This window comes from Nocardia sp. NPDC003693 (assembly GCF_053981095.1).
Map to the genome: position 1 here is coordinate 62,890 of NZ_JBSFNO010000034.1, position 26,654 is coordinate 89,543.

The 26,654-nt window shown below is 69.1% G+C and carries 23 protein-coding genes; 12 read left to right on the forward strand and 11 right to left on the reverse strand.

Annotated elements, in window-relative coordinates:
* Positions 1 to 11: 11 nt before the first annotated feature.
* From ACWDOP_RS29790 to ACWDOP_RS29800, 3 genes are read left to right on the forward strand one after another with little or no spacing between them, the layout of a single operon-like run.
* Entirely contained in the window at positions 12 to 1,268 is a 1,257-nt protein-coding gene (locus tag ACWDOP_RS29790; protein WP_456347694.1) for a methyltransferase domain-containing protein, read from the forward strand.
* Complete coding sequence (locus tag ACWDOP_RS29795; RefSeq protein WP_454200439.1) at positions 1,265 to 2,047, forward strand: sugar phosphate nucleotidyltransferase; 783 nt, start codon at positions 1,265 to 1,267, stop codon at positions 2,045 to 2,047. The genes ACWDOP_RS29790 and ACWDOP_RS29795 overlap by 4 nt, the downstream gene beginning before the upstream one ends.
* Before the next feature lie 43 nt (positions 2,048 to 2,090).
* Complete coding sequence (locus ACWDOP_RS29800; RefSeq protein ID WP_456347695.1) at positions 2,091 to 3,119, forward strand: NAD-dependent epimerase/dehydratase family protein; 1,029 nt, start codon at positions 2,091 to 2,093, stop codon at positions 3,117 to 3,119.
* Between the two features lie 30 nt (positions 3,120 to 3,149).
* On the opposite strand, the gene ACWDOP_RS29805 is transcribed toward ACWDOP_RS29800, so the two are convergent.
* Positions 3,150 to 3,713: a dTDP-4-dehydrorhamnose 3,5-epimerase family protein gene (locus ACWDOP_RS29805; RefSeq protein ID WP_456347696.1), complete on the reverse strand. Its 564-nt coding sequence runs from the start codon at positions 3,711 to 3,713 to the stop codon at positions 3,150 to 3,152.
* A gap of 26 nt (positions 3,714 to 3,739) precedes the next feature.
* Between ACWDOP_RS29805 and ACWDOP_RS29810 the strand changes: the two genes are divergently transcribed.
* Entirely contained in the window at positions 3,740 to 4,846 is a 1,107-nt protein-coding gene (locus ACWDOP_RS29810) for a class I SAM-dependent methyltransferase (RefSeq protein WP_456347697.1), read from the forward strand.
* A 131-nt stretch (positions 4,847 to 4,977) separates the two neighbouring features.
* Positions 4,978 to 5,604 (forward strand): MspA family porin, encoded by a 627-nt coding sequence (locus ACWDOP_RS29815; RefSeq protein WP_456347698.1) that lies wholly within the window; start codon positions 4,978 to 4,980, stop codon positions 5,602 to 5,604.
* A gap of 10 nt (positions 5,605 to 5,614) precedes the next feature.
* On the opposite strand, the gene ACWDOP_RS29820 is transcribed toward ACWDOP_RS29815, so the two are convergent.
* The 4 genes from ACWDOP_RS29820 to ACWDOP_RS29835 all read right to left on the reverse strand — a co-directional run bounded on the left by ACWDOP_RS29820 (position 5,615) and on the right by ACWDOP_RS29835 (position 10,797).
* A complete protein-coding gene (locus ACWDOP_RS29820) occupies positions 5,615 to 6,475 on the reverse strand; it encodes a glycosyltransferase (protein ID WP_456347699.1) in 861 nt (286 codons plus the stop codon).
* 23 nt (positions 6,476 to 6,498) lie between these two features.
* Positions 6,499 to 7,743 carry a polysaccharide pyruvyl transferase family protein gene (locus ACWDOP_RS29825; protein ID WP_454200433.1) on the reverse strand — a complete coding sequence of 415 codons (1,245 nt, stop codon included), beginning with the start codon at positions 7,741 to 7,743 and terminating at the stop codon, positions 6,499 to 6,501.
* Positions 7,744 to 7,843: 100 nt separating this feature from the next.
* Positions 7,844 to 8,968 (reverse strand): serine hydrolase domain-containing protein, encoded by a 1,125-nt coding sequence (locus ACWDOP_RS29830; protein WP_456347700.1) that lies wholly within the window; start codon positions 8,966 to 8,968, stop codon positions 7,844 to 7,846.
* Between the two features lie 104 nt (positions 8,969 to 9,072).
* Complete coding sequence (locus ACWDOP_RS29835; protein ID WP_456347701.1) at positions 9,073 to 10,797, reverse strand: serine/threonine-protein kinase; 1,725 nt, start codon at positions 10,795 to 10,797, stop codon at positions 9,073 to 9,075.
* A gap of 46 nt (positions 10,798 to 10,843) precedes the next feature.
* On the opposite strand from ACWDOP_RS29835, the gene ACWDOP_RS29840 reads away from it, so the two are divergent.
* The 3 genes from ACWDOP_RS29840 (at position 10,844) to ACWDOP_RS29850 (ending at position 14,526) form a co-directional block, all read left to right on the forward strand.
* Positions 10,844 to 12,103, forward strand: coding sequence for a DUF7373 family lipoprotein (locus ACWDOP_RS29840; RefSeq protein ID WP_456347702.1), 1,260 nt, complete (start codon positions 10,844 to 10,846; stop codon positions 12,101 to 12,103).
* A 115-nt stretch (positions 12,104 to 12,218) separates the two neighbouring features.
* Positions 12,219 to 13,550, forward strand: a complete 1,332-nt coding sequence (locus tag ACWDOP_RS29845; RefSeq protein ID WP_456347703.1) for a glutamate-1-semialdehyde 2,1-aminomutase — start codon at positions 12,219 to 12,221, stop codon at positions 13,548 to 13,550.
* A 121-nt stretch (positions 13,551 to 13,671) separates the two neighbouring features.
* Entirely contained in the window at positions 13,672 to 14,526 is an 855-nt protein-coding gene (locus ACWDOP_RS29850; protein ID WP_456347704.1) for an amidohydrolase family protein, read from the forward strand.
* A 13-nt stretch (positions 14,527 to 14,539) separates the two neighbouring features.
* Here ACWDOP_RS29850 and ACWDOP_RS29855 read toward each other — a convergent pair whose 3' ends face one another.
* On the reverse strand, positions 14,540 to 15,043 hold the full coding sequence (locus ACWDOP_RS29855) for a methyltransferase family protein (protein WP_456347705.1): 504 nt from the start codon (positions 15,041 to 15,043) through the stop codon (positions 14,540 to 14,542).
* A gap of 23 nt (positions 15,044 to 15,066) precedes the next feature.
* Complete coding sequence (locus ACWDOP_RS29860; protein ID WP_456347706.1) at positions 15,067 to 15,618, reverse strand: Uma2 family endonuclease; 552 nt, start codon at positions 15,616 to 15,618, stop codon at positions 15,067 to 15,069.
* Between the two features lie 448 nt (positions 15,619 to 16,066).
* Here ACWDOP_RS29860 and ACWDOP_RS29865 point away from each other — a divergent pair, with 448 nt between their 5' ends.
* Entirely contained in the window at positions 16,067 to 18,121 is a 2,055-nt protein-coding gene (locus ACWDOP_RS29865; protein WP_456347707.1) for an SDR family oxidoreductase, read from the forward strand.
* Between the two features lie 155 nt (positions 18,122 to 18,276).
* Here the strand turns inward: ACWDOP_RS29865 and ACWDOP_RS29870 are convergent, their stop codons facing one another.
* The gene (locus ACWDOP_RS29870; protein WP_456347708.1) at positions 18,277 to 18,888 is read right to left on the reverse strand and encodes a cutinase family protein; all 612 of its coding nucleotides are present in this window, start codon (positions 18,886 to 18,888) and stop codon (positions 18,277 to 18,279) included.
* Positions 18,889 to 19,195: 307 nt separating this feature from the next.
* On the opposite strand from ACWDOP_RS29870, the gene ACWDOP_RS29875 reads away from it, so the two are divergent.
* Positions 19,196 to 20,596, forward strand: a complete 1,401-nt coding sequence (locus tag ACWDOP_RS29875) for a WS/DGAT/MGAT family O-acyltransferase (RefSeq protein WP_456347709.1) — start codon at positions 19,196 to 19,198, stop codon at positions 20,594 to 20,596.
* A gap of 11 nt (positions 20,597 to 20,607) precedes the next feature.
* Here the strand turns inward: ACWDOP_RS29875 and ACWDOP_RS29880 are convergent, their stop codons facing one another.
* The gene (locus ACWDOP_RS29880) at positions 20,608 to 21,450 is read right to left on the reverse strand and encodes an alpha/beta fold hydrolase (protein WP_456347710.1); all 843 of its coding nucleotides are present in this window, start codon (positions 21,448 to 21,450) and stop codon (positions 20,608 to 20,610) included.
* Between the two features lie 174 nt (positions 21,451 to 21,624).
* Positions 21,625 to 22,266 carry an RlpA-like double-psi beta-barrel domain-containing protein gene (locus ACWDOP_RS29885; RefSeq protein ID WP_456347711.1) on the reverse strand — a complete coding sequence of 214 codons (642 nt, stop codon included), beginning with the start codon at positions 22,264 to 22,266 and terminating at the stop codon, positions 21,625 to 21,627.
* Between the two features lie 468 nt (positions 22,267 to 22,734).
* Here ACWDOP_RS29885 and ACWDOP_RS29890 point away from each other — a divergent pair, with 468 nt between their 5' ends.
* On the forward strand, positions 22,735 to 23,595 hold the full coding sequence (locus ACWDOP_RS29890; protein WP_456347712.1) for a cyclopropane mycolic acid synthase family methyltransferase: 861 nt from the start codon (positions 22,735 to 22,737) through the stop codon (positions 23,593 to 23,595).
* 87 nt (positions 23,596 to 23,682) lie between these two features.
* Positions 23,683 to 24,876 (forward strand): erythromycin esterase family protein, encoded by a 1,194-nt coding sequence (locus ACWDOP_RS29895; RefSeq protein WP_456347713.1) that lies wholly within the window; start codon positions 23,683 to 23,685, stop codon positions 24,874 to 24,876.
* Positions 24,877 to 26,117: 1,241 nt separating this feature from the next.
* Here the strand turns inward: ACWDOP_RS29895 and ACWDOP_RS29900 are convergent.
* On the reverse strand, positions 26,118 to 26,648 hold the full coding sequence (locus ACWDOP_RS29900; RefSeq protein ID WP_456347715.1) for an HNH endonuclease: 531 nt from the start codon (positions 26,646 to 26,648) through the stop codon (positions 26,118 to 26,120).
* Positions 26,649 to 26,654 lie beyond the last annotated feature (6 nt).

The window sequence follows — 26,654 nt, forward strand, 5'->3', positions numbered from 1 at the left end:
TGGGGTTTCGCGTGCTATGTCGTCTTTGTGAGTCTGACCGATTGATCAGCGTGCTCGATCTCGGCGCGACACCCCCCTGTGAGAAATTCCTCACCGCCGCCGAACTCGATCTTGCCGAACCCACTTTCCCGCTGCATCTGCGCCTGTGCGAGAACTGCCTGCTGTTGCAGATCCCGGCATTGATCACCCCCGAAGAGACATTTACGGAATACGCCTATTTCAGTTCGTATTCCGACAGCTGGGTCGAGCACGCGCACCGGTTCGTCCAGGACGCGACCCGGCGGCTCGGCCTGGACGCCGACTCCCTCGTCGTCGAGGTCGCCAGCAACGACGGCTACCTGCTGCGGCACGCGGTCGAGGCCGGCATTCCCTGCGTGGGGATCGAGCCCTCGGTGAACGTGGGCGCCGCGGCGCGCGAGCGGGGCGTGCCGACGATCACCGCCTTCCTCGACGAGAACCTCGCCGCCGAGGTACGCGCCGAACACGGCCCGGCGAATCTGGTGGTGGCCAACAACGTCTACGCGCACATCCCGGACCTGCTGGGCTTCACCCGGTCCCTGCGCGCGCTGCTCGCCGACGACGGCTGGCTCTCCATCGAGGTGCACCACGCGCTGAACCTGGTGAGCCTGGGCCAGTTCGACACCGTCTATCACGAGCATTTCCAGTACTACACCGTGCTCTCGGCCCAGCGTGCGCTGGCCACCGCCGGCCTGACCGTGGTGGACGTGGAACTGCTTGCCACACACGGTGGTTCGCTACGCTTGTGGGCCCGCCCCGAGGCCGTCGCCGAGCCCGGGCCCCGGGTCGCCGACGTGCTGCGCCAGGAGGCCGAGGCGGGCCTGCACGAGGTCGCGGGCTATCTCGAGCTCGGCCCGCGCACCGAGCGCGTACGCCAGGAACTGCTGCGTTTCCTGCTGGCCGCCCGTGCCGCCGGACAGCGCGTGGTCGGCTACGGCGCCCCGGGCAAGGGCAACACCCTGCTCAACTACTGCGGCATCCGGCCCGACCTGCTCGAGTACACGGTGGACCGAAATCCCTACAAGCACGGTCGATTCACCCCCGGCACCCGCATACCCATTCACGCACCCGAGCGCATCGACGCCGACCGCCCGGACGTGGTGCTGGTGCTGCCCTGGAATCTGGAAGCGGAGATCACCGCGCAGCTGCACCGGGTGCGCGAATGGGGCGGCGAGCTGATCTATCCGCTCCCGCACCTGCATCGCGGGCAGCTCGCCGCGTCGAGATATGCGGAGAGGCAAGCGAAGTGAAGGTTGTACTGTTCTGCGGCGGCTACGGCATGCGCATGCGCAACGGCACCGAGGACATGATCCCCAAGCCCATGCAGCTGGTCGGGCCCCGCCCGCTCATCTGGCACGTCATGCGCTACTACGCGCACTACGGGCACCGGGACTTCATCCTGTGCCTGGGCTACGGCGCCTCGCACATCAAGAACTTCTTCCTGACCTATCAGGAGTCGATCTCCAACGACTTCGTGATCCGCGGCGGCACGGTCGAACTGCTGCGATCCGATATCAGCGACTGGACCATCACCTTCGTCGACACCGGTGTGGAATCGCCCATCGGCGAGCGCCTGCGCCGGGTGCGCGAGCACCTCGACGGCGAAAGCCCGTTCCTGGCCAACTACGCCGACGTGCTCACCGACGCCCCGCTGGACGTCATGATCCGCGACTTCCGCGCGGCCGGCGCCGCCGCGTCGATGATGATCGTGCCCCCGCAGTCCTCCTTCCACTGCGTGGACGTGAACTCCGCCGGCGAGGTCAAGAACATCACCCCGGTCTCGCGCCTGCCCATCTGGGAGAACGGCGGGTACTTCGTGCTCACCCAGGAGGTGTTCGACCATCTCCCGCCCAACGGCGATCTGGTCGAGGACGCGTGCGGTGCGCTCGCGGCGCAGGGGCGGCTGTACGGCTATCAGCACAGCGGCTTCTGGAAGCCCGCGGACACCTTCAAGGAACGCGCCGAACTGGACGCGGGTTACCACTCCGGCGACCGGCCCTGGATGGTCTGGGAGCGGGCGGGCGCATGAACGCACTCGACACCACCACCACCACCCGCGAAGGGGCATGACCATGCGCGTACTCGTCACCGGGCACCAGGGCTATCTCGGCACCGTCATGGTCCCCGAGCTCGAGCGGGCCGGGCACGAGGTGACCGGCCTGGACAGCGGCTTCTTCGCCGAATGCGTGCTGGGCGCGGCCCCCGCGCCGCCGCCCGGACTGCAGGTCGACCTGCGCGACGTGACGGTGGACCAGCTCCGCGGTTTCGACGCGGTCGTGCACCTGGCCGCGCTGTCCAACGATCCGCTCGGCGCGCTCGCGCCGCGCATCACCTACGACATCAACCACGCGGCCTCGGTACGGCTCGCGCGACTGGCCAAGGACGCCGGCGTGCGTCGATTCCTGTACGCCTCCACGTGTTCGGTCTACGGCGCCGCGGGCGCCGACCTGGTCACCGAGGACGCGCCGCTGCGCCCGCTGACCCCGTACGCCGAGTCCAAGGTACGGGTCGAGGACGACGTCGCGGCACTGGCCGATTCCGGCTTCACCCCCGTATTCCTGCGCAACGCAACCGCTTTCGGCTTCTCCCCACGACTACGCGCGGACATCGTGCTCAACAATCTGGTCGGCTACGCGGTGCTCACCGGCGAGGTCAAGGTCCTCTCGGACGGCACGCCGTGGCGGCCGCTGGTACACGCGCGGGACATCGCCCGCGCCTTCGCGCTCTGCCTGACCGCGCCGGTCGAGGCGGTGCACTGCCGGGCCTACAACGTGGGGACCGAGACCAACAACCTCACCGTCGCGGAGATCGCGCGCGCCGTGGTCGCGGCCGTACCCGGGTCGCGCCTGGTCATCACCGGCGAGAACGGCGCGGATCCGCGCTCGTACCGGGTGGATTTCGCGGCCGCGCGCCGGGAACTGGGCTTCGAGGCGACCTGGGACATCCCGGCGGGAGCGACCGAGCTGGCACACGAGTACACCGCCCGCGGTCTCACCGCCGACGACTTCTTCCATCGCTTCACCCGCCTGGCGCATCTGACCGCGCTCAAGCGCTCGGGCGTGCTCGACGACGACCTGCGCCGCATCAGAATCGAGGCGTGAATGGCGGCGGCGCGACACCGCGCGCGCGGATCAGGACCCGAGACCGAACGCGGCGAGCAGCTCCTGCCACGACGACCCCGCCGCATCGCGATCCGACACCGCCGTCACCGGCTGCGGCCAGGCGATGCCCAGATCCGGATCGTCGTAGGCGATGCCGATGTCCTCGGCCGGGTCGTGCGGCCGGTCGATGCGATAGCAGACGTCGGCGACCGGGCTCAGGGCCTGGAACCCGTGCAGGAAGCCCGGCGGCACGAACAGCGTCCGGAAGTCGGTGTCGTCGAGCAGGAACGACTGCTGCTCGCCGAACGTCGGCGAATTGGGCCGCATGTCCACCAGGACGTCGAACACCGACCCGTGGGCGCACCGCACCAGCTTCGCCTCACCCCGGCCCGCGCGCCCGTGCATGCCGCGCACCACGCCCCCGTGGGACCGCGACTGCGAATCCTGGACGAACGTGGCGGCCAGCCCCGGACGGCCGACGAAGTCGTCGAACTCCATTGCGTCGAAGGTGCGGGTGAACAGGCCGCGACCGTCCCGGTGGGGCTGCGGGGTCAGCAACAACACGTCGGCGAGCCTGGCCTCTTCTATGAGCACCCCGCCATCGTGCCATGGGCGCGGCGATGACGCCGGGATGCCGCGGCTGCGGCGCGACGCCGCTCACCCGCGTACTGGACCTGGGCAAAATGCCTGCGGCGGATCACTTTCCGGGACCGGACGAGCCGGCCGACACCGGCCCCGAGGCCCGGCACGCCCTGGCCATGGATCTGTGCCCGGCGTGCGGGCTGGCGCAGCTCGCCGAGGACGACACCGCGACCGACGAACCGCGCGGCATCGAACCCGCCGCCCTGCGCGCCCAGGCCGCCGACGCGCTGGCCCGGGTCGAGGCCACCGGCGCCCTGCGCGGCCGGACCGTGCGCGAGTTCGGCAGCCCGCACGGCGGATCCTGGCTGCCGTTGCTGGCCGAACGCGGCTTCGCCGCCACCGACGGGCGCGCCGACGTGGTGATCGACTGCTTCGGGATCATGCACGAACCCGACCAGCGGGCGGCTTTCGCGCGCCGGGCCGCGGCCCTGGCTCCGGACGGCGTACTGCTGCTGCAGTTCCATTCGCTGCGCGCGATCGTGGCGCACGGCCAGTGGAACGCGCTGCGGCACGGGCATTTCGCGTACTACTCGCTCGCGGCGCTGACGCGCCTGCTCGAGCACGCGGGCCTGCGGGCGATCACGACGTGGGAATTCGAGCTGTACGGCGGCACGGTCCTGGTCGCCGCCGTCCGCGACCCGGCGGCGCGGCCGGGCCCCACCGTGACCGCGGCCCTCGCGGCCGAGGCGCAGGTGCTGGCTACCGGGACCGGCACGGTGGATCCCGGCACGGTCCGCACGCTGCAGCGCGCCGCCGACACCCAGGCGCGGGCGCTGCGCCGGTGGCTCGAGCGCGAACGGGCCGACGGGCGAACGGTATACGCCTACGGCGCCGCGTCCCGGGCGGTCGCGCTGCTGTACCTGGCCGGCGTCGATCGCGCCCTGCTCGGCGCGGTCGCGGACGCCTCGCCCGCCAAACAGGGCCGCCGGATGCCGGGGACCGGCGTTCGGATCATCTCGCCGGCGGAGCTGCTCGCCGCCCGGCCGGACCGGATTCTGCTCACGCTGCCCGACCTGTTGCCCGAGGTTCGGTCGCGGTGGCCCGAACTCGATGGGAGGTGGGTGGTGACGGTACCCGACTCGTAGTCTCGCCGCCGGTGGAGGGCCGGTGGCAAGGACGTCGGGCGACTTCGCCGCGACGTCTCGATGCATGTAGGGAATTCTTTGCACGCGTACTGATTACGACGCAACACCTGATGAGGGAATAGAGGAACAGCATGACAGGCTCGAAGCAGCGCGCGGTCGCGCGCACCATGGCCGTCGCCATGGCGATCGGCGTCGGACTGGCGGTGGGGACGAGCACCTCGGTGGCCGGGATCGACAGCAGCAACTCGATCGTCGACCGCCAGGAGCGCACCGTGGAGGCCATCGCCTCCGATACCCGGATCGACTTCGTCCCGCCGCTGGACGGCAATCCGCTGACCCGCGAATGGTTCCACAACGGTAAGGCGGCCTTCCGGGTGTCGGGCCCGAAGGCCGAGGACTGGTCCGGCGAGCTGACCCTCGGGTACCAGGTCGGCTATCCGGCGACGCTCAACGGCAAGCTGCGATTCCAGTGGTGGACACCGAATCTCGGGGTGGAGATCGGCACCGATCCCGGTGTGACGGTGAACAATCTGCTGCCGCAGGCGGGTGTGGAGATCGAGGCCGGTTTCGGGCCCGGCATCCAGACCGTGGCCGCGGCGAGCGGTGAGGTCTCCGGCCTCGAGGGCTTCATCCAGATGTCGGGCTTCCACGGCACGGTGACCGGCGTGCTCGGGCAGGTCACCATCCGCCCGTGGGTCAAGATCGTCAGCAGCAACGGCGACACCGTGATCACCTACGGACCGATGCGGTCCATCTAGCGATCTCGGGTCACAGGTTTCGATGCGGCTCCGGCCGGCGCGTACGTGCCGCCCGGAGCCGCAACCGCTCCACCGCGGTGCGGGCCAGCCGCAGATCGCCGCCCAATACGACGGCACGCCCGAGCAATTCGGGGTACTCCGCTCCCATCCGATGGTGGAAGCGCAGCGCCTCGCCGAGCTCGGCCAGGTCGGTCTCGGACGGCTCGGCGGTGGCCGCCCGGCGGGCCGCCAGATTCTCCGCCATGCCGAAGAAGCGGCCGAGCGCGCTCACGCGGGCGAACAGATCGACGTCCAGCGTGGCGAGCAGATCGCCGCGGAAACCGCCGACCCGATCGAAATCCCGGCGCCGGAAGACCGCGGCGGCGGTGGGACCGAAATCCCCCGCACCGCGCCACACGAGTGTCCGCAGCAGCGTCCGGGAATCGCACGGCCCCAGCAGATTCGACAGACCCAGGTCGGCCCGCACGATCCGGCCGCGCGCGTCGAGTACCTGGTGCCGCGCGGCACAGACCGCGATGCTGTTGTCGCCCATCAGTTCTCGCTGTTTGTCCAGCGCCCCGGGCAGCAGCAGCTCGCCCGGGCGAACCACCTTCACCAGGCGTCCGGCGGACAACCACACCGCCTTGTTCCAGTTCTCCCCGGCGGGTAGCGGCTCGGCGTTGCGCACCAGGCGCAGTCGCGGATCGCCGAAGGCGCCCACGATGTCGGCGGGCTCGCCGTCGGCGGCTTCACCCGCGACGGTTCGTCCGCCGCTGTTGTCCAGGACCACCACTTCGATCTCGGTGTCCTGGTCCAGAATCGAGCGCAGCGTCGCCGCCAGGCCGGGTCCGGACTCGTGCACCGGAACGCACACCGACAGGATGACCAACATTCCCCCTGGGCGCTGGAGTGGATTCAGTTGGACCGGCTCGCGGACCGCACCCCGACGAGCCGGAAGACGCGCTCCAAACCCGTTCGGGCATCGTCGATCTGCTCGACGGCACGCTGCTGCAGGGTATCGCGCAGCTCGGGCGCCGCCTCCCACAATTCCCGGACCGCGTTCGCCAGCCGGGATTCGAGGTCGTCGGCGTCGAGATGCACCACGCGCAACCCGGTACCGAACATATCGGCCAATCCACTGAACTTGTCGTCGTAGTGCCGAGACGCTGTTACAGCCACCGCCGGAATGCCCTGGGAGAGCGCGAAGACCGCCGGGTGGAAGGCGCCGGTGACCAGCACCCGGCACCGGGCGACACAGCGCGCCAGGCTCTCCGCCGTTCCGGCCCGGTTGTCGACCGCCCGCACCGGACCGAGCGTGCTGACCCGCACGGCGGCGTCCAGGGCCGTGCGCGCGGCGCCCGAGACGGTCGCGCACAGGCCGAGTTCCCCGCCGATCTCGGGACTGCGCAGCCGATAGCCGAACTCCACCGCGTCGTCGCCGGTCACGAGCACCCGATCGGCGGGTACGCCCAACTCGGCCAGCAGTTTCGGGCCGAAGAGCCGATCGCGCACCGCGATGACGTCCACCCCGGGCAGCACCTCGGCGGCCCGGCGCAGCAGTTCGGGATCGCGCATGGGCCCGAGGCCCTGTCCGAGCATGGCGGTCGGAATGCCCAGGCGCTGCGCGTGTTCGAGCAGGTTCAGGGTGCGATGCGCCTGGAAGCGGTCCGCGTCGGCCAGGTACTGCCCGCCCTGCGCGATCACCAGCGACGACTCGGCCACGGCGGCGGGCACCGGGGGCAGCGGCGGCATCCCCGTCACCTCGGGTCCGGTGCCGGTCCGGGAACGCACCTCCGTGCGCACCCGGGCGCGTACCTCGCGCAGGGTGTCCAGCGGCGCGTCGGTCACGTGCCGCCAGCGCCGCACCGCGGGTCCGGTGACCCGCGCACCCGCCAGCTGATCGAGGTGACCGATGAAACCGCCTCTGCCCCAGTGCCCGCCGCCCCCGGCGGCGATCGGCTCGGCCTGCGGCAGCAGCGCCCGCAGGAGATGCGGTTCATCGGTGAGTACGCCGATGCGAGCGCGTCCCCAGCGCTCCCGCAGCCGCTCCACAGTCATCGCCATCAGGGCCAGATCGCCCCGATTGCGCAGTGCGTACTCGCCATTGTCCACCAGTACTCGAATTTCCCCGGCACCGTCCCCCGCGCCAGAAGTCCCCACGCTCGTCCTTCCGAAGTTCCGGCGTCGCGCCGGTAATTCTCCGCGAAATCTAACCCACGCCGGGAGCTTCGCGCTACACCGGGCGAGCGCGGGACTCGTATCAACGACAGAGGGCGGTGTCCACGACCTCGTCCAGATCCACGCCCGCGGTGCGCACGGCGAGAATATCGGGAATCTGGTTCATGCTCACCGTGATCGAGCGATCCGCGGTCGCGCCGCCGAACACGAAGGTGCCGTGCATGGTGCCGCCGTGGCCCCACGCCTGCACCCCGCACGAGGTGACCCAGCCGAACAGACCGAGCCCGAATTCCTCCTGCCGGCGCAGATCTCCGCTGGGCACCGTGCGCTGCATCTCGGCGAGTTCGGCCGGCCCCAGAATCCGCCCGGACAGCAACGCGGTGAAGAAGCGATTCAGGTCCGCGCCGGTCGAGACCATGGCGCCGTCGGGCAGGCCCCACCCGGGGTCGATATCGGTGACATCGACACGGGCGGCGCCGAATTGGTGATAGGCGCGCGCGTGCGGGCCGCGCAGCACCTGCTCCACCGGCGCCAGCGGCCAATAGGTGTCGTTCAGACCGTGGGGCAGCAGGATACGGCGGGTCACCTCGATACCCACCGGCACACCCGTCACACGGTGCACCAGCTCGCCCGCGATCAGGTAATTGGTGTTGGAATACTGCGCGCGCGAACCCGGCTCGAACTCCGCGGCTTTCGCGAGACCGAGCGCGATCAACTCCCCCGGCGGCCGGGCCCGGCGCAGCGCCTCGACCGATTCCAGATCGACCTCGGTCAGATAGTCCGGAATGCCGCTGGTGTGCTGCAGCAGATCACGGACCGTGATGACGGCGCCGTCGCCCCCGGGGCCCCGCACCTCCCCCGGCATATAGCGTTCGAGCGGCTCGTCCAGCGCTATCCGGCCCTCACCGACCAATTGCAGAACCACGGCGGCCACGAACACCTTGGTATTGCTGGCGATGCGCACCTGGGCGTTGCCGGGGAAGCCCGCGCCGGTACCCAGATCGCCGACCCCGCTCTCGATTCGGACGTCCCCGCCGAACTCGGTCAGCACCAGTTGCGCCCCGGGTACGTCGGCGGCCGCGACGGCGCGATCGAGCAGGGCCCGCAGCTCCGGCCGGTCCGAACCCGGCTGGGCGGCGGTGATTCCCGCGCCCGCCGCGACGGTGAGTACCACCGCACCGCACGCCGCGACCAGCACGCGGCTCATCGATGATCGGGTACCGACTCGCATGTGTCCTCCAGGGCGCGGGGACCGGCAGCGCACCGGCCGGCAGGTCATACGCGCGAGCCGCGGAGCCGGTTCGAGCGTCGTCAGGCGGGGAACAGCGGGCTGACCCACCTACTGCACAGCCAGCGCCCGTCCACGTAATCCATGGACATGGTCATGGTCTGCTGTTCGGTGGTGTCGGGCTTGCCCTGGGTCGAGTTCACCAGGGTCATGTCCACGGTGAGCTCGTAGTGCGTGGAATTGCCCGAGGTGACAGCGCATTTCGCGTCGGTGCCGCGCGTGTGTTCCGAATCCGCCTCCAGCAGCAACCGAATCGCGGGCAGTATCTGGCCGGCCTGGGTCTTCCAGGTGCCGGTGGCGCCGGCCAGCACCTTGCGCTGCCAGCCGTCACCGTCGCTGTAATCGTAGGTGTTCATCAGCACTCCGTAGTCGCACGCCGCCGCGATGGCGGCCGCCTGACTCGGATCTGTGACCGCAGGCGAGCCGCCGCCCGCGGTGGTCGAGCTGTCGCTGCCGTCGACCCACAGCCGCAGGGCGCCGCCCGACATGCCGACCCCGACCCCGGCCGCGAGCACCAGCGCCGCGAGCACCGCGGCGATCAGCCACCGGCGGCGGCGATTGCCATGCCGCGGGCGCGATGCTGAATCGGTATGCACCACCGGCGAACCGGGCGCGCCGTGGACCGTGGGCACCCCACCCTGGTCGACCGGCGGCCTGCTCCCGCGGTCCGCACCCGGAGCAGGATGGCCCGCGGTACCGGTCGGCGGAGCCGCGGCGGCGAACCGGGTCGGCTCGAACCCGGTGCGCGTGGGCCCCGTCGTCGAAGACCCCTTGTGATACCCGCGACCGGGACCGGTCGTCGGCCTCGGCTGGGTGGGACCCGGTGCGCCCGAACCGGTCCGGGTGGTCCCGAACCCCGGATGCGCCCGGCCGTCGGTCTCGGTGCCGGGCCCGTCGTAGACCCGCACGGGCTGGGCCAGGGCCCGGGCGGCCGCGTGCGCCAGCTCACCGCAGCTGCCGTAGCGCCGATCCCGGTCCTTGGCCATGGCCCGCGCGATGACCTCGTCGAAAGCCATGGACAGCACCGGATTTCGCCGGCTCGGGCGTGGGATCTCGCCGTTGAGGTGCCCGTTCACCAGCTGCGCCGTACTCGCGCCCGGATAGGGCAGCGCACCGGTGAGCATGTGGAACAGCGTGCAGCCCAGGGCGTAGACGTCCGCGCGGTGATCGGTGTCCGCGCGCAGTTCGAACTGCTCGGGCGCGGCGTACTGGAAACTGGCGTACATCTCCCCGGTGCGGGTGAGCTGGCTGGTCTGATCCAGCGCCTTGGCGATGCCGAAGTCCGCCAGGTACACCCGCTGCTCGGGCCCCCAGGCCAGCAGGATGTTCGCGGGCTTCACATCGCGGTGCAGCACCCCCGCGCGATGCGCGTGATCCAGGGCCGCGGCGGTCTCACCGAGGATGCGCACGGCGTGGTCGGGCCGCAGCGGGCCCTGGGCCACCGCGGCCGCCACATCGGTGCCCTCGATGTACTGCATGGCCATCCACAGCCGGTCCTCGTCCCGGCCGCGGGCGTAGACCGCGACGATGTTGGGGTGCGCCAGCCGCGCGGCGGTGTCGGCCTCGCGCAGGAATCGCGCGCGCACTTCGGGATTGTCGGCCATGGCCGGGGTGAGCAGTTTCAGCGCGACCGGTCGCGGCAGGTCCCGGTCCCTGGCGAGATAGACCTCCCCCATACCGCCGACGCCGAGCAGCCGTTCGATCGGATAGCCCGCGAATGACTGCCCCGGTGTGAGTGTTCCGGCCACCCCACTACCTCCGACTACCGCCTACTGCCGATCACCGTAACGCACAATGGAACAGACAGCGGTCCCCGGTCGCAGCGCGGGACCGAGCGGAATAGAGGTCACCATGCCGCGCACGTCACGCCGCATATCCCCGCCCCTGTCCCTGTGCCTGCTGGCCGTCCTGCTCGCCGGGCTCACCGGCTGCGGCGTCAGCGGCCATCCGGTCCCCGCGGAGATCGACGTCCGCACCCTGGATATAGGCGCGTACCCGGTCGATCGTTACCGCTACGACCAGGACGCCCGCGACAACGGCACACTGCTGGAGGGCATGCGCATGTCCGGGGCGGTCCCGATCGGGCCCGCGATCGACGCCGCGCTGACCTCCGGTCGTGGCGGCCGCGTGGTCCTCGACGCCGCCGACGCCGAAACCAGCTTCCTGGCCTCGGATTCGGCCGCGGTGCTCGAACGCCAGGAATTGATCACCGGGTACGCGGCGGGCAGTGCGGACGCACCCGATCCGTCCGGAACCGACCGGCCCGCCGCCACCACGACCTCGGTCACCACGCTGCTGCTGCGCTTTCCCAGCGCGGCGGCGGCGAAGCTCGCCGCTCGCGGACTCGAGGACGTCGACTTCGCGGTCGCCGCGGATCAGAACGAGCGACTGAACCTGGCCGCCTTCCCCGACGCCTTCATCCACTGGCGGCCCGGCGTCGCGAACGTCGGAACCTTCATGGCGCACGGGGAATTCGTCATCTCCCTGCTGGTCCAGCGACCTCGCGCCGAGGCCGCCGATCTCACCGAATGGGTCCGCAGAACCCTCGACGCCCAGGTGCGGCAGCTGGACGCCTTCGCGCCGACCCCGGCGGACCGGATCGCGGATCTGAAGGTGGATCCGGACAACCTGCTGGCCCGGGTGGTCACCGCCCAGCGCGGCTCGCGCACCCCCGATCCGGACACCTTCGCGGTCTACTCCCCCGCGGCCTTCGTGCACAACGCCTACGACCAATCCCGCACCGAGCGGCTGTTCTCCGACGCCGGCGCGGACAGCCTGGCCATCGTGGACGACGGCTCGCTGCTGCGCGCCCGCGACGGCGGCGCGGCGATCACCCTGCTCACCGGTCTCAGCGGCACACTGGGCTCGGCCTTCGTCCCCGCTGTCGCCCCCGACGAACTCCCGGGCGCGAGGTGCTTCCACCGCACCACCGATGACGCCTACCGCTGCTACGTCGCCTACAAACGCTATGTGGCCATCGTCAATTCGGACTCCGAGGACGACGCCCGGCAGAAGGTGAACGCCCAGTACGCACTCATCGCCAACGCCCTCTGAACACCCGTGCGACCGGCTCCGCGGTAGCGCGCTCACGCGGGCGAAGTGTCATAGACTTGCGCCGCGGGGCAGGGGGCGTGCACCGGCGGGACTCGTCCGCAGGAGGGAGTTCGGCATGCGTGATTTCAGCCGCAGCAACGCGATTCAGGCCGCGCTGCACGATGTCGTGCCGGGCGGCGCGCACACCTACGCGCGCGGTGCGGATCAGTATCCCGAGCACATGGCGCCGATCCTGGTGCGCGGCGCCGGGGCGCGGGTCTGGGATTGCGACGGCAACGAATACGTCGAGTACGGCATGGGTCTGCGGTCGGTCACCCTCGGGCACGGGTACGCGCCGGTGGTCGAGGCGGTGGCGCGCACCATCGCCGACGGGGTGAGCTTCTCCCGCCCGACCGAACTCGAACTGCTTGCCGCACAGGACTTCCTGGAGCTGGTGCCCGGCGCTGACATGGTGAAGTTCGCCAAGAACGGCTCCGACGCCACCACCGCCGCGGTGCGGCTCGCCCGGGCGGTCACCGGCCGCGAGACGGTGGCGGTGTGCGATCAGCCGTTCTTCTCGGTGGACGACTGGTTCATCGGAACCACCCCGATGAACGCCGGCATCCCGCGCCCGCGCACCGTGCGATTCCGCTTCAACGATCTGGTGTCGCTGGCCGACGCGCTGGAGGGTCACCGGGTCGCATGCGTGGTGATGGAACAGGCCACCGCGCTCGCCGAACCCGCGCCCGGATTCCTCGAAGGCGTTCGGGCCCTGTGTGATCGGCACGGCGCGCTGCTGATCTTCGACGAGATGATCACCGGCTTCCGCTGGGCCGCCGGTGGCGCCCAGGCCGTCTACGGGGTGCGGCCGGACCTGTCCTGCTGGGGCAAGGCCATGGGCAACGGCTTCCCGCTCGCGGCGCTGGCGGGGCGTCGCGAGTTCATGGAGCTGGGCGGGCTGCGCACCGGCGCGGATCGCGTGTTCCTGCTCTCGACCACGCACGGCCCGGAAACCGGTGCGCTGGCGGCATTCCGGGCGGTGGCGCACGCCTACCGCACCGGGGATCCCGTCGGCCGGATGGAGGCCGCGGGCCACCGGCTCGGCGCGGAGGTCAACGCCGTCACCGCCGAGCTCGGCATCGGCGATCACCTGTGCGTCACCGGCAGACCCTCCTGCGCGGTGTTTCTCACCAAAGATCCGAACGGTGTTCCCGCACAGTCGTATCGGACGCTGTTCCTGCAGGAGCTGCTCGACCGCGGCGTGCTCGGGCAGTCCTTCGTGACCTCCGCCGCGCACACCGGCGCCGACATCGATCTCACCGTCGAGGCCGCCCGGGACGCGGCCATCGTCTACCGCAAGGCCCTCGAACAGGGCACCGTGCGGGGTCTGCTGAACGGCCGCCCGGTGGCCCCCGCGCTGCGGGCCCGAGCCGAACCCCGCCGCCTGGCCGAGCACGGCGCGGACTGAGCACCCGCCGCGGCCCGAATCCGCCTCATCCGAGCCAATTCCCGGCGATTGGCGCAGATGTGTCGCAATTCCAGCGCTGACCGACTATTCATGGATTGCGTACCGATGAGGAGAAGCCACGATGCCCACCCACCCCGTCGTAGACGCCCACCTGCACCTGCGGGACGCCGCCCGCCCGTGGTATCCCGGCGCGGCCGAATCCGCCGCCGGCGCACCCGGGGCGATCGAGAGCTTCCTGCTCGCGGATTACGACCGCGCCGTGGGCGACACCGAGATCGCCGGGCTGGTGCACGTCTCGGCGGCTACCGCTCCGCACGCCTATCTCGACGAGACCCGCTGGATCGAGGCGCTGGCCGCCGCCGAAGCGCGCCCGGTGGTACTGGTCGGCGGGATCGACCCCGCGCTGTCCCCGCCCGAACTCCTCGACCATCTCGAACAGCAGGCGCGCAGCGTCGCCTTCCGCGGCATCCGGATACCGCGCGGCGTGGCCCCCGGAACTACCGCCGCGGAGATCGTCGCCGCCTGGCTCCAGGACCGCGATGCCGTCCTGGATCTGGCGGCGCGGCCCGGGGAGATGCTGGACTGGATCGACTTCCTGGCCGGCTACCCGGCGCTGCGGGTCGTGCTGGAACACCTCGGCTCGCCGCAGGGCGCCGACTCCGAGGCCAAGTCCGTCTGGCATCACGCGCTCACCCTGGCGGCCAAGGAAACCCAGTGGCTCTGCAAACTCTCCGGGCTCGGTGCACTGTGTCCCCGGCCCACCCGAGCCGCGCTGGAGTACTGGCTCGAGAGTGGCGTGCAGCTGTGGGGCTGGCGGCGGCTGATGTTCGCCTCCGAACTGCCCGTGCCCGGCGGCGCGGACGCCCACGCGGAGTTGCGCGCCACCGTCGATCACCTGGTGGCCGGCGACGCCACCGATCAGGAGGCGGCATTCTTCTACGCGGGCAACGCCACCGAGGTCTATCGGCTGGGTTAGCGCGGGCGGGCCGTCAGGGCTGCCAGGGCGTGCGGCGCGGGATCCAGGCCGGGACGCCCGCGCGATAGCGGTCGTAGTCGGCCCCGAAGCGCCGGTGCAGCGCGGGCTCCTCGTAGAAGCGAACGAACAGCGCCTGCGCCGCCGCGACCACGGCGCCGTACCAGAGCAGGGCGGTGTCGCCGAACAGGAACGCCTGCCCGATGATCAGCAGCACGACCGACAGGTACATCGGATTGCGCACGAACCGATTCGGGCCGCCGACCACCAGGTGCGCGGTCGGGGCCACCGGCGCGGGGGTGCCGACGCCCTCGGTCGCGAACCGATGGATCGCGGCGAGCAGCACCGGCAGGCCCGCGAAGATGAGCAGCACGCCGATCAACTGCCAGACACCCTCGGGCTGCAGATCGTGGTCGATGCGCCAGCGACTGATCAGGAACGGAACCAGTCCCGCGACGGTGCCGGGCACGATCACCGTGAACAGCAGACTGCCCCAGCGCGCGCGTGCCGACTGCCGCATGGTTCCGCCCCTCGTCGCCGGGTTCAGGTGGCCGGCAGCTCGGATACCCGACGGCTGCCGGTCAATCTGTATTCTGCGCCGACGAGTTCGTACATGCTGATGTATCCGTCCATGTCCTCGGTCGTCGTGTCGCCCCGCACGATCCAGTAGTTCGGGATGCCGAGGGCGGCGTACACGCGCAGTTTGTCGATGGCGTCGCGCACCTGGGCGTCCTGGGACACAGCCTCGATCACGGCGAAGATCTGCGCCGGATCGTGGGTGGTGCTGTGCTTGTCGGGGCGGTGGCCCGGGCGGAACACCACGCCGTCGGCCACAAAGTTGTGCTGCCCGGTATCACCACGGGCGAAGCCGCTGTCGGCCACGTATTGATCGCCGGCGCTCTCGTATCCGAAGCGGCGCCAGAACTCGAGGACATCGATCACGGCCCGGGAGTACCAGAACGTGACGGGCATACGGGTCAGCTCCAATCTGCCGGATCTCAGTTCCCAGGCCCACCCGCGCGGCAGGCCCGGCAGGGAGTCGAATTCGGCGCGGGTGCGCACCCCGGACGGCGGTAGGTCGAGCTGAACGAGCACCGACTTCCTCCTGCGAATCCGACGCCGACATCAGACTGGAACAACATATCCTCAGATTGCCGCGCGAGACGCTCACCAGCGACTTCGCACGCTCGGCGTGGCGATTCGAACGGGTGGCGAATGGCGGGCATTTCCGTGACGGGGCACACAGATCGATCCGGCGCGGGCGGTTCCGAATTTCTAGTGCATCCGCCGGTTACATCAAACTCCTTGTCACACACAACAACTCGAATTACACCGTGGTGACCATTCCCACACGGCCGGAAAGCCCGTTTTGGTTGAGGGGGCATTTTCGGGTCGGTAAAGTTACTCACCAGTTAGGCACGATGGTGTTCCTACCTCGGCCCGGCTTTCTGCTAAGGGGCCAACCCTTTTTCTTCTCGTCCACATCCACCGACGCATGTCGGACGAACAACGTTGCGCACCAACAAGTTCGTAAGGAGGGACGATGGTTTCCTACATCGTCACGGGCGGTACCGGTTTCCTGGGCCGCCGGGTGGTCGCGGGTCTGCTCGAGCAGGACCCGCAGGCCGTGGTGCACGCACTGGTTCGCGAGGCGTCGATCGCCAAGCTGCGGGAGATGGCCGATACCTGGGGCGCGCCGGACCGCGTCTTCCCGCTGGTCGGCGATCTCACCGCGCCGGGCCTGGGCCTGCCGGTCGACGCCGACGGCCACCGCGAGCTCCCGCGCGCCGACCACGTGGTGCACCTGGGCGCGATCTACGACATGACCGCCGACGAGGACAGCACCTACGCGGCCAACGTCGCGGGCACCCGCGCGGTCGTCGAACTGGCCACCGAACTCGGCGCCGTCCTGCACCACGTCTCCTCGGTCGCGGTGGCCGGTGATCACAAGGGCAAGTTCTTCGAGGACGATTTCGACCTCGGGCAGAACCTCGAGTCGCCGTACCACCGCACCAAGTTCGAGGCCGAGAAGCTGGTCCGCGAAAGCCGTGACCTGCGCTGGCGCGTGTACCGCCCGGCCATCGTGGTCGGCGACTCCCGTACCGGCGAGATGGACAAGATCGACGGACCGTACTACTTCTTCGCCGCCATCAACGGGCTCGCCGCGCTGCCGTCCGAACTGCCGGTGCCGATCCCGGACCTGGGCGCGACCAACATCGTTCCGGTCGACTACGTCTGCGCGGCCATGGTCGAGCTCATCACCCGGCCCGGGCTCATCGGCCGCACCTTCCACCTGACCAACCCCGAGCCACAGCCGTTCGGCGACATCTACGCCGCGCTGGCCCGCGCCGCCGGGGCGCCCACCGGCATCGGCACCGTGCCGGGCAGCCACACCGCCCTGCACGCCCTCGGCACCATCCCCGGCGTGCCCGCGCTGCGGGATCTGGTGTTGGAGCGCTTGGGAATTCCCGCCGAGGTCGCACCGCACACCGCCTTCGAATCGGTGTTCTCCTCCGACTTCACCCGGGCGCAGCTGCGCGGCACCGGCATCGAGGTGCCCGCCTTCGACACCTACGCCGACAAGCTCTTCTCGTACTGGCGCGCCAATCTCGACCCCGACCGCGCCCGCCGGCACGACGGCGATCCGCTGCAGGGCCGCATCGTCCTGGTCACCGGCGCCTCCTCGGGCATCGGCCTGGCCACCGCGCACGCGGTCGCCGAGCGCGGCGCCACCGTGCTCATGGTGGCCCGCACCGCCGAGGACATCGAGGCCGCGGCCGCGCAGGTGCGCGAGCGCAGCGGAGCGGCGCAGGCGTACGTCTGCGACATCACCGATGAGAAGTCGGTGGAGCTGCTGGTCAAGCAGGTGCTGGCCGATCACGGTCACGTCGACTACGCGGTGAACAACGCGGGCCGGTCCATCCGGCGCTCGGTGCTCAACTCCACCGACCGCATGCACGATTTCGAGCGGACCATGGCGGTCAACTACTTCGGCGCGGTCCGGCTCATCCTGGCGCTGCTGCCGTCCATGCGCGAGCGGCGCTTCGGGCACTTCGTCAACATCTCCTCCATCGCCGTGCAGACCAAGGTGCCGCGCTTCGCGGCCTACGTGGCCAGCAAGTCGGCGCTGGACAACTTCAGCGAGATCGCCGCGGTCGAGAACGCCGACGCCGGAATCACTTTCACCTCGGTGCGCATGCCGCTGGTGCGCACCGCGATGATCGCCCCGACCGACCTGTACCGATCCATCCCGGTGCACTCGCCCGAACAGGCGGCCGCGCTCGTGGTGCGCGCGCTCGAGCACCGTCCCAGCCGAATCGACACTCCCATCGGGACTTTCGCGCAACTCGTCGACACGGTCATGCCGTCGGTGAAGCGGGCCATCCTGCACCAGGGCTTCCGGATGTTCGGTGAGTCGAAGGCCGCCGCACCCGTGGCCGCGATCACGGCCGGCACGCCCGACACGGTGGCGGACACCGACGCCGCACCCGCGGGCCGCAGTCCGCTGCTGGCGCTGGCGCCCATCGTGCAGCCGCTGATGGGCCTGCCCGGCGGCGCGGCACGCTTCACCAACACCATCCCCGGGCTGCACTGGTAACTCGGGAACACCCGAAAACACACCCGTACACAGCGATTCGGCCCGGCGGGACTCATCCCACCGGGCCGAATCATCGGAAGCCGGACCGGAAAAGGCAGGCGGGGCTTCAGGTGCGAGCACCTGGAATCTCCCGAGATTCGGGCCCGCCCCGATGCCTATATCCGGTCAGCGGCGAAGTTCGCCGCGGCGACGAAACTGCCGCCGTAGGTCACGTGCGCGGCGGCGTTCATACCCGCACCGCAGATGGGATCCCCACCGGTACACCAGGTTCCGGTGCGACCGGCGTACCAGCCGGGCACGCTCTGCCCCGCCGCCTGCAGGGCGTCACCGAACAGCAGCACGGCCGCGACGCGATCCCCGAGCGCGCCGGGCAACTGCACCCGGCCGGGGTACCAGCTCACCGCGCCGGTGCCCAGCGCCGCGTGCACCACGGCCGCGCCCTGCGAGTAGCCGACCAGCACGAAACGCTGATCCGGGCACGCCGCCGCCTGAGCGGCCAAGTGCCCCACCAGATTCGCGCTGCCCGCGCCCAGATTGAAGCTGTGATCCGCCGGATACGCGACGGGGTACGCGCTCGTCGAGACCGGCAGCCGATCCTGCAGCATGCCGTAGAGCTGATTGCCCACGACGTCTCCGAGCCAGCCGGGTTCGCCCGTGCCCCGCGCCACCACCACGTCCACGTCCGCGCACCAGTTCGCGTGCGCCCGCGGAGCGGGGTAGTAGAAGAGGCTCACCACCATCAGCATGGCGGCGAAACCCCAAGCCATACGCCAATTTACAGCCGGCAATACCTTTCGGTCGCCCATTGTTCTCACCCTCTCACGCCGTTGTGAGAGGCCGAGTGACTCTTGTCAGTGACAAGTGACACTTCACCCGGCCATGTGACCCAAGGTACGGACGCCGATAGGCTCGGCAACGAGTTCTACTGGAGAGATACCCAATTGGGGCCTATTTGTATCATCATGAAACTTGTTATCTACAAGCTACTTTGAGGCAACGAAAGCGCATCGAACCGGTCCGGCGGCGTGCCGCAATCGGCACGCAAGCGGTAACAAGTTCTCATAGTGTGTTGGTATGGAACGACTTACCGGACTCGATGCGAGCTTCCTCTATCTCGAAACAGACACCCAACTCCTGCACGTGTGCGCACTGCTCATAGTCGATCCCGCCGCCGACGGCGTGGACTTCGACTTCGAGACCTTCAAGACCGAACTGGGCAACCGGCTGCATCTCATCCCCGCCATGACGCGGCGGCTGCACACGGTGCCGTTCAACCTGGATCATCCGGTGTGGGCGGCGGATCCGGACTTCGATCTCGGCTACCACGTCCGCCGGGTCGAGCTGCCCGCGGGCGGCGGACACCGGGAACTGGCCGACATCACCGCGGAGATCGCCGGGCAGCCGCTGGACCGGCGGCGACCGCTGTGGGAGATGTGGGTGGTGCAGGGACTGCCGAACGGCAAGGCCGCCATCGTGTCCAAGTACCACCACGCCATCGTGGACGGCATCACCGGGACCAACATGATGATGCACCTGTGCGATGTCGAGCCGGGCGTCTCGCACACCCCGCCCGCCGAAACCCCCGCCCCCGAAGCCGAACCCAACGACGTGCAGCTCGCCGTGGACGCCCTGGTCCATCTGCCGGGCAAACTGGGATTGGTCGGCCTCGTGCCCAAGACCGTCGGCATCCTCGGCGATCTGGTGCAGCGCCGGCGCTCGGGGCGCGGTCGCGGTATGCCGCTGCCCTTCACCGCGCCGCGCACGCCGTTCAACCGAGCTATCACCCCGCATCGCTCGGTGTCCTTCGTGCAGTCGGACCTCGCCGATATCAAGGAGATAAAGACGGCCTTCGGCGTGAAGGTCAACGACGTGGTGCTGGCGGTGGTCGGCGGCGCACTGCGCGACTACCTCGAAGCGCACGGCGAACTGCCCGAAACCTCGCTCATCGCCTCGGTTCCGGTATCCACGCACGACACCTCACGGCACGAGGAGGGCACCAACAAGGTGTCCACGATCTTCGCGCGACTGCACTCGGACATCGCCGATCCGGTCGCCCGGCTGCTCGCCATCGCCGAGGACAACCGCGGCGCCAAGGAGGAGCACAGCATGATCGGCGCCGACTTCCTGCAGGACTGGGCGAAGTACGCCCCGCCCAACACCTTTCAGCTCGCGGCGCGCGCCTACTCCTCGTTCAAACTCGCCGAGCACCACCCGGTGGTGCACAACCTGGTGATCTCGAACGTGCCCGGGCCCAACTTCCCCATGTACTTCCTGGGCGTGCGCGTCGCCTCGATGTACCCCTTCGGGCCGGTATTCCACGGCGCGGGGCTCACTTCCACCGTGATCTCCAACAACGGCAACCTCGACTTCGGCTTCATCGCCTGCGAGGAACTGGTGCCCGATGTGGAGCAGATCGCCGTCGCCGTCCCCGAGGTGATCACCGAGCTGCTCAAGGCAGCCCGCGAAAAGCACTGACCCCCTGCGGGTTACCGCTTATCCGCTACCGCAAGACAGGCCTCGAGGAAAATCGGGACAAAGACGTCCGCCTCGAGTGCGCAGGCCGCGTGACCGGCCTTGGCGAGGAAGATCTCCGCTCCCGGAATCAATTTCGCCATCTCCAGCTGCCGATAGACCGGCAGCGCCCGATCGCGAGTGGTGATCACCACCGCCGTCGGCACCTTCAGACTTCCGAGCCACTCCGAGGCATCGAAGCGCCCCAGCACCGCCAGGGCCTGCGCCAGCGCCCAGCCACTCGTGCTGCGCATCTCGGACATGGCCCAGCGATCCATCCGGCCCACCGGCCACGAGGACTCCGGCAGCACCGGCAGCCTGTCCCGATGCGATTCGGCTCTGCGCATGGACATCTCGGCGAGCGAGGCCGCCAGCACACCCCAGCCGCGGTGGAAGGCGCGCTCGCGCCGCGTTTCCTGGAAGCGATAGGTGGTGGCGGCCAGCACCAGACCGCCGACCTTGTCCGGATGCCGATGCGCGGCGAGCTGAGCGATGATGCCGCCCATGGAATAGCCGGCCAGAATCGGGCGATCCAGGCCGAGCGCCTCCCCGACCGCGATCGCGTCATCGGCCAGATCATCCAGATCGAAACGCTCGGAACGAATTCCGTGACCGTGCCAGCGCTGGTCGAACAGCACCACCCGGAAATGCTCGTTCAGCTCGCGCAGCGACGGGAACCAGTTCAGCATGGCGGTGGTGGCCATACCGTGCAGCAGCAGCACGCTCGGCGAATCCGCGGCCGGACCGGGCAGATCCACGACATAGGTGCGGCCACGACCCGGCAGCTCGACCATCGAACCCACCGGGACCTCGGTCAACGTCGAAATGCGAGCGGACAGCCGACGGCCCCGGCGGCGTCCTTCACGTGGCGATTGCGTGGAGCTGGAATTCATGATCGAAGGCCTCCCGGCGTGCGGCACCATCAGGCGGAACTGAAACACGTTTCACTTCGATGATGCCACACCGAACCGGGAATGTCGGAGCGTGCCTCGTCACGATTCGCAGTGCTCCGTGCCCGCGATCACGGTCGTCACCACGGCCGGCCGCGGATGCGCGGTGGTGGGCGCGGCGGATTCCGCATCGGGAATCCGATAGAGCCGAATTCCGGTGTAGCGCAGCTGTCCCGACGCGATCGCCACATCCGGGACCAGCACCTGATTGCCGTAGACATCGGTGATGGCCGCGGTGAACGGGCCCGCGCCCGCACCCGAGACGGACCAGTAATTGTCATAGCCACGACGCAGCGGAATCCAGTCACCGCCGGTATCGCGGAGCAGGGCGACCTGCCCGATGGGATTGCCGCCGCCGGAGAACAGCAGCCCCAGCCAATCGCGCGAGGAGCCCTGCTGAACCCGGTAGTACAGTTCGGGCGCGGGATTCGGATCGCGAACCCGATTGATGCGAATCTGCGCCACGCCATCGTGCGGATCGGCGATCTCCTCGAAAGCCGCACGGCTCAAATCGTATTGATGCGGAGCACAGCCGGGACAGCGATCGACGACCTGCGCGCACACTGCCGAGCGGGCCATCGATATCGACGTAGGAACCGCACGGCGCCGAACCGGCGTACTCACCCGTGGAGACGCCGACGTAGTAGCCGTCCAGCGGCAGATCCGGCAGCGAGCAGGCCACACCGGTATCGAAGGCGTAGTAGCGCGCCTCGCCGAACGTCGGATCGGGTTGCACGGGCGGTGAAAGTGGCTGCGTGGTAACAACTTCGGATGTAGTAGTCGCGGGCAGCGTGACCACGGTGGTGGTCGGCGGCGCGGTGCGGCAGCTGACCGGCTGCGGGCGCATGACCCAGGTTGCCGTTCCCACCACCACGATTGCCGCGAGCGCCGTCCACAGCCACGGCCTCCCGTTCCGGACCTCTTCGAGCCCTGTGCGGTGCATGGCCGTTCCCCACCCTCCGAATGGTGCCAAATGATGTTTGCTGCAACGAAGCTGAACCCACTTCAGGAAAGCAGCCGTGTCGAGAGCGGGTGGTCGAATCGGAAACTCGGTCTGAAAATCCCGGTGTGTCGCGGGTGTGTCATGGATCTAGAACGAGAGCGAGTCGTGCCGCGTATCCCCTGGTGACCACCGACCCAGGAGCACCCCTCATGCCCGAGCTCGCGCCGTTCTACCGGCAGGTGCAATCGCACTACGATCTGTCCGACGACTTCTACGCGCTGTTCCTCGATCCGTCGATGACCTACAGTTGCGCCTACTTCAGCGATGAGACGATGACGCTGGAGCAGGCTCAGCGGGCCAAAATCGATCTGGCACTGGGCAAACTGCGTTTACAACCGGACATGACACTGCTCGACATCGGCTGCGGTTGGGGTTCGACCATGATCCGGGCCGCCCAGCACTATGGCGTGCGCGTGGTGGGACTCACGCTGAGCCGCAATCAGCACCGGCACGTCAGCGAGCGCATCGAGGCACTCGGACTCGGGGATATCGCCGAAGTTCGACTGCAGGGGTGGGAGGAATACCGGGGCGAAGCCCATCGCATCGTGAGCATCGGCGCCTTCGAGCACTTTCGCAAGGAGCGCTACCCGGAATTCTTCCGCCGATGCCTGGAGATGATGCCCGCGGACGGGCGAGTTCTGTTGCACAGCATCATCGGCCGCACGCTCGGCGAACTGCGGGACCGTGATATTCCCATCACGCGCGCCGACGCGCTCTTCCATATCTTCGTCAAACGCGAGATCTTCCCCGGCGGGCAGCTCCCGCAGGCCGATACCGTTCCGGCGCTGGCGGAGAGCGCCGGATTCCACGTGCAGCGCATACATTCACTGCAACCGCACTATGCCGAAACGCTGGATCGCTGGGCGCAGGCCCTGCGCAACAATCGCGATCGAGCCATCGAGCTGACCTCCGAGGAGGTCTACGCTCGATATCTCAGGTATCTCGACGGGTGCGCGCACTACTTCCGCGCCGGGCACCTGGACGTCATGCAATTCACGCTGGTGAAGTAGCGACCGCCCGCGCGGATGCCGGGAATTCGCGTGAGCCGGATCACCGGGGTTTACCTCAACCATAGTTGAGGGTGCACAGTGATCGTCATGAGCGCGACCACCACCCCGGCAACGCCGGCCACCGAACCGAACCTCACCGACCTGCTCCCCGGCGCGCGGCCACTGGACTCGACAGCGCTGCGCGAGATCGCGGATTCCCTCGCGTCGGCCGACGTGGTCGGCATCGGCGATGCCACGCGCTTCGCGCACGAATCCTTCGTCATTCGCGATCTGATCTCCCGAATTCTGTTCGAGGATCACGGATTCCGAGCACTGGTCATTCAGGACAGCGGAGATGTCGCCGAAGAACTGGATACCTTCGTACGCACCGGCAGGGGCAACGGCTCGGACGCCCTGGCGAATGCGTGGGGCCCGTGGCGCGCGGTGGAAATGGCGGCCGCACTGGAGTGGATCCGCGATTTCAACCGCACCCACACGCGGGATCCGATTCGCATCCTGAGCATCCGGCCGCCACAGGCCCAGCCCGCTGATTACGAGGCCATCCGCACCGCGGTACAGCGGCACGCCCCGGCCCGGCTGGCCGAGTTGAACACCCACCTCACGCCCATCCTGACCGCTCACACCGTCGACGAACATGTACAGCGAGCCAAGGGATTCCACCCGGGCAGGCCGTTCGCCGAGCATGCCCGCGACGCCGCGGCGATCCTGGCCGGCATCCCGAATCTGCCGGCCGACATCGCCGACCACATGCGCCTGATCGTCGACTTCCACGAGAACAGCGTGGCGGGGCGCGGCTCCTTCGCCACGGACGAAGGCGCTCTGGCCCGCCACCTGCTCGCCCAGCAGGCGGCCACCGGCCTGCGCCTGATCTTCTGGGACGGCATCGCCCACATCGCCGCCACGCCGACGTCTTTCGGCGCGACCGCCGAGGCCGAACCTGAATTCCACCCCACGATCGGCAGCGTCCTGCGCGAACACCACGGCCGCTCCTACGCGGCCCTCGCGATCGGCTTCCACCACGCGAATCTCGGCATCACCGATGTCCCGGCTCCACCGGCGGATTACCTCGACGCGGCCCTCGGCACCGTCGCGCTCCCCGCGCACTGGATCGACCTCCGCCCCCACCCCGCGCTGACGGGCCCGACGAAGCTGCGCGTGATCAGCGGCGTGTACGACCCGGCTCATGACGATGAGGCTCATGTCCAGGTGCGCTCTCTGCCTGCCGCTTTCGATGTGCTTCTCCACGTGCACGAGCCGACGCCGCTCACCTGGCTGGCTTGATGTGTGGATGGGAGCCCTACCGCAGGAGGGAAGCCCGGACAACGGAGTACCGGCAGGGGTACGCCGGGGGGCTCGGCGGTTGGGTCCCCTACCGCCGGAGAGACGCCTAGAAAACGGAGAACCGGCGGGGGCACGTCGGGTGCCTCGACGGCGGTTGAATGCCCTACCGGGGGGCATAGATGCCTGGATAACGGAGTACCAGCGAGAGCACCTCGGGAGCCTCGATGGCGGTTGAGAACCCCACCGCAGGAAAGACGACTAGAAAGCGGAGTACCAGCGGGGCATGTCGGGTGCCTCGGCGGCGGTTGGATGACCTGCCGGGGGAAAGATGCCTGGATAACGGAGTACCGGCGAGGGCACCTTGGGAGCCTCGATGGCGGTAGAGAGCCCTACCGCAGGAAAGACGACTAGAAGACGGAGTACCAGCGGGGCATGTCGGGTGCCTCGGCGGCGGTTGGATGACCTGCCGGGGGAAAGATGCCTGGATAACGGAGTACCAGCGAGGGCACCTCGGGAGCCTCGGCGGCGGTTGGATGACCTGCCGGGGGAGAGACGCCCGGACAACAGAGTACCAGCCGGGGCGGGTTGGGTGCCTCGGCTGCGGTTCCAGCCCTTCCGGGCCGATCGACGGGATCGAAGCCCTTGGATGCGTGGCCGAGTTCGCGACCCGGACCGGGCGTGGCAATCACCGCCAGAGACATAACCCCACTGTGTCGATGACGAGTCTTTGTCTGTGAGTCTCGAGAAGGTTCCCACGGCCGGCCAGCCCGGCTGGAAGGGCGAACGGGCTCCCAACTGGGGAGCCATAAGTCGGGTACGGCAGGCGAGGTAACCAGCACTGCCGCATCTGTTTTGCCCGCTCTCCCGAACCCCGTTGGAGCCGCAGGGGTGGGTGCGGGTTGGGCTACGTCGGCCACGGGCGTGAACACTGATTCGTGTGGTCGCACCGGCCACCCGGGTGGGACGGCCGGGCTGCGGCAAGGCGGGTGAGGCGCGTTCGGCGGTTGGGGCCTGTGGGGCCGCAAACGAAAGTGTGTAGAGCAGTGGGGCGGAGATCACGGCCGGGGTGCGGTCGCTGGCAGGCCGCCGCGCAGGGTCCCGGTGCTGGGGGTGGCGGGGTGGCTCACACAGGGTCGACGGCATGGGCGGTGCCGCCCGCACGAAAGCCTCTTCGGCGGCGAAAGCCGAAGAGGCAGAGTCGAAAGCGGCGGTGAGACTCGATACCCCCAAGACCGGGCTGGCTAACAGCGCCATCGCGCGGGAATACCCGGAAACTGGGGATGATGACGGAAATTCACGCGAGGTCGGCGTTTCGGATCGATATGTGGCGGAGGAATCCAGCCGGTCTTGCCCGGATTCTCCGAATCCTCACCCATCACAACCGTTCCCCACCCGTTCGGGCCGGTGTTGATCTGGGCGTGGCAGGCATCGCACGCGAAAGTCAGGTTCTCGATGTCCGTTTCGCCGCCATCAGCCCATTCCCGGATGTGGTGTACAGCCGAGCGACTCGCTGGCGCGTCGCATCCCGGGCGCGTGCACCCACGTTCGGTCGCGGTGAGCGCCAACCGTTGCGCGGGGTTGGCGAGACGCTGGCCCCGGGACAGGTGCAAGGGGCGGCCGTTGCGGTCGAGCACCACCAGATACGGGGTCGAATTCCTGGCGACCTGGAGTGCTTGAGTGATCGACATCGTGCCGCCGGTCGCGGTCGTGGCAACCCCGGCACGCTTCTCCAGGTCCTCGATGCTCATGGTGATGATGGTCGAGACCGGCAGTCCGCG